Source organism: Variovorax sp. P5_A3 (assembly GCF_056400665.1).
The window spans coordinates 235,701-246,441 of the sequence record NZ_JBFUKW010000007.1; the positions used below are offsets into that span (position 1 = coordinate 235,701).

General features: G+C 65.8%; 8 protein-coding genes. All 8 read right to left on the reverse strand.

The annotated features are described in order from the left end of the window. Positions 1-6 precede the first annotated feature (6 nt). On the reverse strand, positions 7-1,233 hold the full coding sequence (locus AC1D3B_RS13530; RefSeq protein ID WP_478191173.1) for a catalase family protein: 1,227 nt from the start codon (positions 1,231-1,233) through the stop codon (positions 7-9). Beyond that, the gene (locus tag AC1D3B_RS13535) at positions 1,230-2,699 is read right to left on the reverse strand and encodes a Dyp-type peroxidase (protein ID WP_478191174.1); all 1,470 of its coding nucleotides are present in this window, start codon (positions 2,697-2,699) and stop codon (positions 1,230-1,232) included. The genes AC1D3B_RS13530 and AC1D3B_RS13535 overlap by 4 nt, the downstream gene beginning before the upstream one ends. Then, complete coding sequence (locus AC1D3B_RS13540) at positions 2,681-3,976, reverse strand: hypothetical protein (protein ID WP_478191175.1); 1,296 nt, start codon at positions 3,974-3,976, stop codon at positions 2,681-2,683. The genes AC1D3B_RS13535 and AC1D3B_RS13540 overlap by 19 nt, the downstream gene beginning before the upstream one ends. 4 nt (positions 3,977-3,980) lie before the next feature. Next, positions 3,981-4,412: a hypothetical protein gene (locus AC1D3B_RS13545; RefSeq protein ID WP_478191176.1), complete on the reverse strand. Its 432-nt coding sequence runs from the start codon at positions 4,410-4,412 to the stop codon at positions 3,981-3,983. 60 nt (positions 4,413-4,472) lie between these two features. After that, positions 4,473-6,344 (reverse strand): GMC family oxidoreductase, encoded by a 1,872-nt coding sequence (locus AC1D3B_RS13550; protein WP_478191177.1) that lies wholly within the window; start codon positions 6,342-6,344, stop codon positions 4,473-4,475. Between the two features lie 19 nt (positions 6,345-6,363). Continuing rightward, a complete protein-coding gene (locus AC1D3B_RS13555) occupies positions 6,364-8,895 on the reverse strand; it encodes a hypothetical protein (RefSeq protein WP_478191178.1) in 2,532 nt (843 codons plus the stop codon). A 249-nt stretch (positions 8,896-9,144) separates the two neighbouring features. After that, entirely contained in the window at positions 9,145-9,402 is a 258-nt protein-coding gene (locus tag AC1D3B_RS13560) for a hypothetical protein (RefSeq protein WP_478191179.1), read from the reverse strand. A gap of 1 nt (position 9,403) precedes the next feature. After that, on the reverse strand, positions 9,404-10,741 hold a 1,338-nt coding region (locus tag AC1D3B_RS13565), incomplete at its 5' end, for an RHS repeat-associated core domain-containing protein (protein ID WP_478191180.1).

Consider the following 10,741-nt stretch of genomic DNA (forward strand, 5'->3'; position numbering starts at 1 on the left):
CGCCGGCTACTCGAAGAGTTCATCCCCGGTAGGCTCGTAGTGCGGCACCGCATTCATGTTGTGCCGCAGTTTCGACAGCTCCCAGTACATCCGCCTGCGCGCCCGGCTCTGGTTGCCCAGCGGGCGATGGTCGGGAATGGTGTGCCAAGGGTTGTACGACAGCCGCTTGGCAAATTCCATCTGCGCCGGTGAATCGAATTTCTGGCGCGGAAGCCGCAGCGTGGCAACGCTGACGCGCGGCGACAGCTTCTCCGGCCACAGCACACCCGCGTTCTCGATCGGCATGAGGTGCGGGTCGGTCTGCATCTGCAAGCGGATGTCGAGTTCGACGTCGCCCTCGGCCAGGGACGCGACCATCGCATTGCGCAGGTAGTCGTCGGGCGGACGCAGCGGCAGGCGCGGGATGGGCGTGCGCTTCATCGTCGTCGGCCACACCGAATACTGCATGGCCTGTCCCTCCCCCATCAGGTAGGGCACACAACTGAAGTACGGCGCCTCGAAGGGGCTGCTCTGCGTCTTGATGAACAGCGACTGCATGATGAGGTCCATCACATGCGATTCGCGCAGGTTGACGAAGTAGAAGATTTGCGCGTTCTTCACGCTCTCGATCTGCAGGGCCGCATTGCATTTCGCGTCCGGCGTGACGAAGGTCGGCGTGGAGACGGCGAACATGTCGAGCGTGTGCTTCTCCTCGTCCATCAGCTTCGGGCCGGGCACGCCCATCAGCTTGATGCTGATGCTCATGAAGCCCACGTCGTCGATGTCGGGCGTGATGTAGGGGCCAGGCCCCGAGAAACGCACCCACGCCGGAAAGACCTGGTGCCTGGCGTAGATGCCGCGCTTCATGTGTTCGGGAATGTCCTCGTGCACGATGAATTCACCGCGCACGATGCCCTGCGTCTTCGTGTTGCCGCCACGTTCGAAGCCGCCGGGCTTCCACAGGTCGCTCATCTGGCGGGTGAAGCTCTTGACGATCGAGTCGGTGAAGCTCTCCTCGTCAGTCATAAGCCTTTCCTCCGCGATGCGCAGGCCCTCGTTCGGCCGGCGGCTGTTGATCATGGCGGTGGTGAACCGCGCGAGCGGATCGCGCAGGAAGGCGTCGAATGCAGGCCTGACGAAGGGATCGAAGCGCCGCTCCAGCCGGATGAACGCCATGCCCGTGTCGCTGATGAAGTTGCGCACCACGGAGCCGGTGTTGGCCCTCGGCGTCGGTCGGCTGGCGTTGGAATTCATGGCTGCACCCTGGTCAGATACCGCAGCGCGCGAAGGCCGGGCAGGAAGAAGTAGGCGCCGCCCAACACGGTCACGAACTGCGGCAGGCCGCACACCCGCCTGTCGGGTCCGTAGGCGACAGGCATCGAGAAGCTGTCGGTGGCGGTGCCATCGGCGCGCGGCAGATGGTTGCCGATGAGCGGATCGCTCTCGCCCGGTAAGCCAGCGAAGCGCAGGCCCGAGAGCCACGCCGACTGCACGAACTCGAACTGGCGCGCGATGTTCGCGCCGAGGCAGATGAAGTGAAGACCCGTCTCTTCCTGCGGCGGCACGCCGAATTCCCGCCCGCGCCGCAGCAGCCGGTGGAAGCGCGTCGACGAGACCAGGTCATTCGCGAGCGCATCGGAGTCGAAGCCCAGCGTGCGCTTCGCCCAGGAGATGAAACCGGGTGGCCCCGGCGGGAGATCGGCATTGCGGGGATTGCTGCGCCGGATGTGCGCGCCCACCGGGCAGCGCAAGCCTTGCGGATCGCTGCGGTAGGTGAAGGTGTTGCGCGGGTCGTCTTCGCCGTCGATGGCTTCGCTGGCTCGGCCCATGAGCGGCTCGCCCTCCATGGTTCGCCCGACCATGGCTTCGGCCAGTTGCTTGCGCCGCACGGGGTCGCCCTGCACCTGCCCGTCGATGTAGCGCCAGAAACCCTCGACGTCCTGCCGCAACTGGCGCAGGACCAGATAGCTGCCATTGCGGCCGAAGTCGGCACGATCGGGTTCGTCTTCCGCGCGGGCAAGGATGGCATCCGGGTCGCGCAAAGGGTTGAGCAAGGGCCTGTCGGTGTACTCGCCATACTCGTTCGGATAGCCGAGCAGGTATTCCCCGAGGCAGGAGCGATTCGTGTAGTCGGACAGTTCCTCATCGCGCGCCGGCCGCTCGCGCTGCCAGTCGATCGCGGGTTCGGAAATGCCGTCCGCGAAGCCGAAGGGCTCGACGCCATCGAGGTCGGAGGTCGTGAGGCAGGCCAACTGCTCGAAGCCCTCCTCGGCATGCGCCATGGCGTTCCCGATCCAGTCATCCAGGCCGCCCGGCATCGCGTAGAGCATCACCATCACGTGCGGCATCGTCTCCGGCGATCCACCCCATTGCCAGTCCGAGGGATCGCTCGGCCCCAGGTCGCCGAGCCGGCGCGCGCGACTGGCATCGCTCATGCCGACGATGAATTCCGGGGAGAAGGCTTCGACGATGTCCTCCTCCGCGCCGAGCATGCGCAGTCCGGCGCTCGTGAAGGCAATGTGCAGCGCAGTCTCCGGCGCCGCCTCGCGCTTGACCGCATTGGTCACGGGCGCCTGCGCAAGCCAGGCGAGTGCGGCCTCGCGATCCGTCACGCGCAGCAGCAGGAAGCAGGCCTGCGTCAGGCGCCGGTAGCCAAAGCGCACCAGGCCCTGGATGTCGTCGTAGTCGACCGGGTGCACGTTCATAGCAGCCTCAGCCATGCGAGCGCCTGCTCGTCGCTCATGGAATACATGTCGAACCCCTCGCGGATGCGCTGGTTGCGATCCAGGTCGGTGAGCGTCAGGCCGGGGTAGGCCTTGTACCAGACCTGCGTGGGCAACTGGTGGCGGCGCTGGTAGTGCTTGAAGCGAAGCTCGTGCCGCGCGCCGCCCTTCACGAGCCAGTCGGTGCGTGGCCAGCCGAAGCCGTTGCTGAAGATCAGGTTGAGCCCCCAGCCGGCCTTGTTGATGAAGTCGTCCATGTAGCTTTCGTGGCTGCCGTCGTAGCTGCTCGCGAACAGCACGCGCGCCTTGCCGTCGAGAAAGACCCATCGCGCGAAGTGGATCGTCTGCACCCGCGCGAGATGGCCGCGCCCGAAGACGTGGCGGCAGGCATAGTCGATGAGCAGCAGGATGAACTGCGTCAGGTAGCGCCGGAAGAGCCCGGGCTTGACGGGGCCGAGCGCGGTGAAGCTGTTGCTCAGGTCGTGGTCTTCGAGTTGCTGCATCTCGCGCACGGCGTCCAGGTCGGGGCGCGGGCAGAACTCCGGGTCGTTCTTCTCGTGGTGGCGCAGCAGCAAGATGACGAAGGGCGCCAGCACGATCAGCAGCGGCAGCAGGATCAGCCCGATCAACGGCACGCCGATGGCATGCGCCAGGTTGCAGAGCTGCCAGCCCGTCGGCGTCCGTTCGGTCGACGTAAGGACGAGGCGTCCGGCAATCATCCGGGCCTGCACGGCGGCCAGCAACTCGCGGCGCAGCGCCTGCGGGTCGACGGCGGTGGCAAGGTCGCGCGGCACCTCGGACGACAACATGCGCTGCAACGCGCTGTCCTGCCGGATCTGCGTCACGGTGCGGCCGATCCGGTTCACGTAGCCCGCGGCCACCCGCACGCTGTGCGATTTGAGCCATCCAAGCAGATTCGCGCCGGTGCCGTAGGTCTCGCAATGCGAGAACAGGCGGCGCAGGCCTTCGCCGGCACGTTCGACGAACTCGGCCAGTTGATCGTCGGCCGGGCCATCGCATTCACCGAGAAAGCACAGGTACATCGGCACGTGGGGCCGCGGCAGGTCGAAGACCTCCAGGTCGCCCATCGTCGTGTCGGGCAGCAAGGCGAAGCGCGCAAAGTGAAGGCGTTCGAACTCGCCGAAGGGAACGAGCCCATTCGCGGGATCGGCCACCCCGGGCGTCACGTTCATGGTGTCCAGCAACTCCCGCAGGCTGGCCTCGCGGCCTGTGGCCAGCGGCGCGACCACCATGAAGTGAGATTGGGGAGTCACCGCATCAGAACTGGAGGCAAAAGTCGATCAGCCGGTCCTTGCCCCAATAGACCTTGCCCAGGTAGAAGTTTGGCGAGATCAGCCGGATCTCGTCGCGAATCCACTGGGCCACCAGCGAGGTCTTCGAGTAGTCGAGCACGATGCATTCCTTGCCGTCCAGCCAGCTCTCGCCCTTGGCGACGGTGGCGATGATGGCGGGAACGCCGGCCGCGGTGATCCTGTTCACCAGCACGCCCTTCTGCGCGTCGAAGTTCTTCCCCTGCCACCCGAACTGGTTGATGATCTTCGCGATGGATTGCGAGTAGTGCGTACCCGGCGCGATGATGGCCGTGCCTTCGGCCTCGCCGGAGGGAATGTCGCCCGGCGGGCTGGCGCGGAACAGGTCGTCGAGCTGCTGCTGCGACATGTCGAGCAGTTGTTGCACGTCATACGCCATGTGCTTCTCCTCTGGGGAAACCCCATCGTTCACAAAGTGTCAGCCAATCATTTCGGCCCGTCAATTTGCCGAAAGGGATGTGCCGTTCGCCTGCTGCAGCACCACATCCGCGGCCTTCTCGGCAATCATGTAGATCGCCGCCGCGACGAAGAAGCCCGGTATGCGCGGGAACACGGAGGCGTCCACCACGCGCAGGCGCTTCACGCCATGCACCGCAAAAGTGCTGTCGAGCACGCCCCCTTCGTGAACGGCGCCGATCGGGCACGAGCATGACGCGTGGTGTCCCCATGCGGTGCTGCGCACGTAGTCGGCGAGCGCCTCGTCGCTTTGCGCCGCCGGGCCGGGGGCCAGTTCTTCGGCAATCCATCCGCTCGCGATCAGCGGCGCGGTCATGCGGCGCACGAAGCGGATGGCCTCGACCACGGCCTTGAGGTCTTCGCCGGATGCGTCGCTGCCTTCCTCGAAGTAGTGGAAGTTGACCAGCGGCATGTCGAGCGGATCCGCGGATCGCAAGCGCACCGTGCCGGCACGGTTTCGTGTGTGGGCCTTGAGCACGGCCCAGGTCAGGCGGTCTGGATAGTCGCGAATCCAGTTCGAGAATCCGGTGAAATAGCCCTCGAAGCGCGCCAGCAGCGCCATGCAGAAGAGGTCCGGCTCGTCCTTCTTGCGGGCCGCGGCGCTCGACCGCTGCACCACGCCGAGTGCGGCGCCGTTGGACGCGTACATGCCGGGCTCGCCGATCTGCCAGTGTCGCCAGAGCGTGTCGTCGCGGTCGAAGCGCGCGCCTTCCAGCACCTCCCAGCGGTCGCGCATGCGATGGGTGATCGCCACTTCGTAGCGGTCCTGCAGGTTGCTCCCGACGCCCGGCAGGTCGACGCGCACCGGGATGCCGTGCCGGTCCAACTCTTCCGCCGGCCCGATGCCCGACAACATCAGCAACTGCGGCGTGTTGAATGCACCGCCGCAAAGGATGACCTCCCGCCGCGCGCGCACTTCGCGCCGCTCACCCGGCACACGGCTCGGCCGCGCATGCGCGCGATACAGGTGGGCGCCCTTCAGGTATTCGACGCCGTTGGCCCCGCCGTCGGCGTCGAACAGCACGCGCGTCGCGAGAGCATCGAGCTCGACGTGCAGCCGCGTCGGAAACCGCGCCGCCACGTCGAGCACCCGCTCCCGCGCCCCGACGCGCCGATGGCCCGAGGTCGCGAGCGGCGTGTAGCAGATGCCTTCGAAGCTGCCCGACGTCATGCGCCAGGCATTGGGGTCTCCCATGCCGCGACGCACCCAGCGCAGGGTGCTGAGCAACGGCGTCGGGAGGCTGCTCGTGAAAGTCCGCGCGGTGTCGCGCAGCACGCGGACCAGCCCGTCGTCGCCGAGCACGGTGAGCGGAATCGACTTTTCCGTCCGAAGCCAGCCATTCCAGCCATGGCCCGTCGGATCGAGTCCGACATGTCGCAAGACACGCCAGACCGGCCGGTGCTGGCAGTCTTCCACGCGCAGTGCGTACCGGCGCATGTGGGTCGCGCGCCATGACAGGTCGCCGGTGAGGCGCGCGATGCGATTCCAGTCCGAGGCATGCGGCAGCATGAAGATCATGGCGTTGTGCGCAGTGCAGCCGCCGAGCGCGGCGGCGCGCGGGTACAGCACGCCCTCCCCGACTTCGTACTTCCAGTCCCTCGCCTGCTGTCCCTCGTCCGCGTAGTGCTGCACGCGGAAGTTCCAGCTCATCGCCGCGTTCTCGCAGGCAAAGGCGTGGAAGGCCGGCACGTCGTAGTCGTCAGGCAGCCGGGCAGCGCTTGCGCGCGGGTCGCCGCCCGCTTCGAGAAGGAAGACGCGCATGCCCGATTCGGCCAGCCGCGCCGCCAGGGTGCCGCCGCCCGCCCCAGAACCGACGATGACGTAGTCCCAGTCGGTGGCTTCGGCGACGGGCATGGGTGCGGATGTATGCCGGTCAGAAGGTCTTCAGGAAGGCGATCAGCGCCCGCTTGTCATCGTCGCTCAGCTCGGGCTCTCGGCCGAAGGCTCTTTCGTCGGCGCTCAGGCCGTCCTGCCGGTTGAACTGGGCGGTGCCGAAATAGTGGCCGCGGTTGACCACGAAGTCCGGGCACTTGCTCAACTCCAGCATAGGCTCGCGGAGATTCTCGAAGTGCTTGCGCAGCTCTTCGTCGCTGGCATTGGCCGGTGCGGTCGCCAGGGCGCCCTTGAGCTTCAGCAGCAGCTCGCCGGCGTCCTTCACGTGCTCCGCCTTGTCGCCGAGCCCGTCGGACTCCGCGCGCAGCTTGATGTTCGCCAGCAGGTTCACCGGCACGCCCTCGGGGATGGGGCCGATCACGACGTCACCGCCCTCTTTCACCAGCCATGGAAACCAGCGATGTAGGGGGCCTTGCAGCGGCAGCATCGCTTCCGGTGCGTAGCCGGTCGGGATCGTCACCACGCTGCGCTCGGTGGTCCGGTCGATCGTGCCGCCGACTTTGTTGCCCAGCACCGCGTCGGCCTTGCGCTTCTCGGGCCACAACATCTGCTCGATGGACTGGTCGAAGACTTTCATCCGCGCCTCGACCGAGGGACTGCCGTCGGGGTCCGCCTCGCCGACCGTGTTGTTCAGCAGGAAAGGCGCCGTCGACCAGACGCTGATGAGCGAAGGCACGCGGGTGTAGCCACGCCCGCCGGCGGGCATGGGATAGGGCCTCGCCTCGCCGGTGAACGGATCGCTCAACGTGACGGTGCCGACCGACGGCAGGCTCTTGTAGGTCTGCGAGGAGAAGTTGTCCCAGATGTTGCCGCGCAGCGCGTTGGTGGCGAGCGGGCTGCACACGTTGGTGCGCAGCAGCGTCACCGGGATGCGCGCATCGGTGGAGAGATAGTTGCCCTGCAGGAAGTCCGGCGCCTGGACGACCTTGCGCATCTGCGTCTTGTATTCGGGTGTCTGCGTCCAGGTCCAGTAGCGCTTGAAGCATTCGACATAGCCTGGGCCGGCGCAGCGCGCGGGGCTGATGTCAAGGGTGGGCGGCAACGGCGGCGCCTTGCTCGAATGGCAACGGGCACAGGTGTCCGCGAAGGCGTTCTTGCCGCGCTCCAGCGTGGCCGCGTCGGCGGCGAGGTACTTGTCGCCGCCGGGCGCATCCTTCAAGTGGTCGGGCTGCGCAGCCTTCAGGAAGAACAATGCGGTGTTCACCGTGCCCAGCTCGGTCGCCTGCCAGTAGCTGGAGTTCTTCTGCGCCGATGCGATCTTGATCGGCGAGATCGTCTTGCCGCCGACCACCGCGTTGAAGTGCAGCAGCCATTCCTCGCTGAAAAGGCCGATGTTGAGGTACACGCGGTTCAGCGCACCCAGCAATCCGACCGAGTCCGCACCGTCCTTGAGCACGCGCGGCGTGCGCACCATGCCATCGGCCTTGGTGAAGAACTCGGTGAGCGGCCCGCTGCTGACGAAGTCGTTGAACTGCTTGTTGTCCAGTTCGCCACCGGCCAGCTTTTCCTGGCCGATGCGCTTGGCCATGTCCATGCGCGCGATGAAATCGTAGACCGCGTTCATCGTGCGCGGGTTGTTGATGCCGTCGGTCGAGACCAGCGAGGTGTCCATCGTGCCCGGGCGGTAGGTGTGGGCGAGCTGGTACATGTAGTTCCGGCGCCCTTCCGGCTTGTTGGCGTTGTGAATGAAGAGCCGGTCCACCCACATGTATTGCGCGCCCACCGACGAACTGAGGTTCTCGAACTTCGGATTGTTCGGGTCGGCCGGCGGCTTGACCGGGCTCGGCCCCACATGGCAGAAGCCGCAGGACATGCCCACGCGGTACGGCCGCACCAGGTCCTTGCGGTTGTAGTAGCTCGGGTCGGTGTAGTACTTCTCGGCGTCCCATTCCTTGGCGGCCTTCTCGTCGAAAGCCGGATTCGGGAACAGGCGCAGGCCCGAAATGCCCGTGTTCCAGCCGTAGAACGAGCCCACCGGCTGCGTCGTGCCATCGCCCAGCGGCTTGCCGCGCGAGCCGATCGCCACGCCGGGGTACTTGGCCTCGTTCTCGAAGGGGTCCGGCGCGCAGCCCTTGCCGCGCACGTCGAGCCAGAGGCCGCGTCGGTCCTTGTCAGGGCCGGACGGGTTCTGGAAGCAGGGCTCGTTCACCAGCCCGAAGGTCTTCCAGCGATTGGCCCGCGAATAACCGAGGCTGGGATGCGAGCTGATGATCTTCAGCAGGTCGAAGGCGCCGAAGGTGTAGTCGGTCATCTGGTTCCAGAAGCGGTCGTTGCCGCCGCTCCAGACGATCCACATGTTGCGACCCTTGATCTCTTCCGGCGACAGCGCGATGCCGCCATCCATGTCGTGGAAGTAGTCCTCCGTGGCATGCGGGAAAGACGCCGCGTCCCGACCGGCAAGCCGGGCTTCGTCGAGCACCTCGCCGGGCTGCGGCCCCTTCGAGCAGGCCGCGAGAACCACGCACGCCAGCAGCGGCAAAAGCCTTGCGGCATGCCTGCAAGCTTGGGTCATTGCCATTCCTCCTCGTCGACTCCTGGGTGAACGGGCAATCGAGGGGGGAGTTTGGAGGGGGGGCGGGATGTTGGCTATCGGCCATGCGCGGTAAGGCTAAGGGCGTAGGTCTTGGCGGCGTGGTCGCTGCCCGACCGCACCTCACCCAGCGGGTCGGTCCTGATTCGCTGCCCAACGAGCGAGAATTCGATCGACCGGCGACAGTGCCTCAGGGCAGCGCCCGAGCGCCAAGGTATGACTCTCTTCGGCTCAGGGCCACTGGGCCAGTTCGAGGCAATCCCGCGGAACGCCAAATGAGTGGCCGCTGTAGCGAGCGCCGCCACTGTAGTCAGCGGTGGCTCCGAATCCGATCCATAGATAGCCATAGTTGTCGATCTCTCGAACGACTGCAATTAGCCCGACGCAAGCACGCATCTCCTCTTGCTCGCTTGCTGGCAAATCGTGGATAAGCCATTCGGGCAGCCCAGTTAACCGGACGCGGTCTCCAACCTGAATTTCGCTGCTCATCTCAACATCCTCCTGAGTACTGCTCGCCCTTGGGGCCTGTGCATTTGCACGACACGTGCTTCGGCTGGCATTGAAGATTGGACGTCGCATTCCCTTTGGCAATATTCCTTGCTGTGCCCAAGTCGTTCGCTTCACCACCGCCGAATGCAAAGCGCTTCGAAGGGTCCGCGGGGCAGTTACCTGGAATGTTGTCGTTGCAGTCCGCGCGAGCCTTGCAAGACCACTGACCCGCTGTTCTGTCCGGCCACCAAATGTCTCTTGGCACCGGTGTTGCGTTTTGGGAGTTTAGAGCAGCGCCCGTACTGAGGACACCTATTCCCGCCGCCGCGCAAGCCGCAGCATTGGCGGGATTTGCGCATGCAGCTACGGACTGCAAGCCCTCTGGATCCGTGAAGCTCAGCGGATTCCCACTCACATAGCCGAGTCGATTCCATCCACCCGCAAGTCCAATCGGATCGGGTTGTGTGTACCGCCCGGTTGTCGAGTTGTAGCTTCGGAAATAGTTGTAGAACAGCCCCGACTCCGCATCGGCGTACTGCCCCGGATACCGAAGGTTGAAGGTGATCGGCGTCGCCGTGGTCGTGCCTGCACCCGGTACCGCAAACCGGTTGGCTGCGACGGTGGGTTGCTCATCCCCGAAGGCGCTGTAGGCCCACTGCCACACCGGTTGCCCGCTCTCATTCGTGAGCCGCCGCGGCGTGTTCAGGTGGTCGCTGTGCACCGCGTACTTGCTGCTGCCATTGACGACAACCGCAATCGGCATGACGCCGTTGGCCGTCGGCAGGTAGACGTGTTGCGTACTGCCCGTGCTGTTCGCCCCACCCGTTCCCGTCTCCGCGATCAGGCTGCCGTCCTCGTCATAGGTGAAGGCGAAGCCCAGTTGCTCGGCCTCCGTCACGCTCGGCGCCCAGAACTTCGTGAAGAAGTCGATCAGATTCTGCAGGAACCCCGGATCGCCCTCATCCCCCTCGCTCGGCGGATACAGCGGCTCGGTCTTGAACACTCGCTGCCCCAGCGCGTTGTGCGCATACCGCGTCGTCGGGCTGGTATCCGTGGCTCCCGTCGTAGCAGCGCTGAGGCGCCCTTCCGCGTTGTAGGTGTAGCTCCTCAGCCCATCGCTGACCAGATCRCCGTTGGCGTTGTACCCATACACCACGCTGGTGGTCGCACTCCCGCYGGTCTGCGTGAAKCCGGTGAGCTTGTTGCTCGCCCCCTCGATGCCGTAGCCGCGGCTGGTCGTCACCCCGTCGAGGGTGCGCGTGCTGCTGGCCCGGTTGCCGTTGGCGTCGTAGCCGAACCCKGCCGTGTTGCCCGTGGCRTTGAAGGCGGTGATGCGGCC

Coding starts and splice junctions, on each gene's coding strand:
- AC1D3B_RS13530 (WP_478191173.1), bottom strand. CDS start 1,233: ATGAATTCCAACGCCAGCCGACCGACGCCGAGGGCCAACACCGGCTCC.
- AC1D3B_RS13535 (WP_478191174.1), bottom strand. CDS start 2,699: ATGGCTGAGGCTGCTATGAACGTGCACCCGGTCGACTACGACGACATC.
- AC1D3B_RS13545 (WP_478191176.1), bottom strand. CDS start 4,412: ATGGCGTATGACGTGCAACAACTGCTCGACATGTCGCAGCAGCAGCTC.
- AC1D3B_RS13550 (WP_478191177.1), bottom strand. CDS start 6,344: ATGCCCGTCGCCGAAGCCACCGACTGGGACTACGTCATCGTCGGTTCT.
- AC1D3B_RS13555 (WP_478191178.1), bottom strand. CDS start 8,895: ATGACCCAAGCTTGCAGGCATGCCGCAAGGCTTTTGCCGCTGCTGGCG.
- AC1D3B_RS13560 (WP_478191179.1), bottom strand. CDS start 9,402: ATGAGCAGCGAAATTCAGGTTGGAGACCGCGTCCGGTTAACTGGGCTG.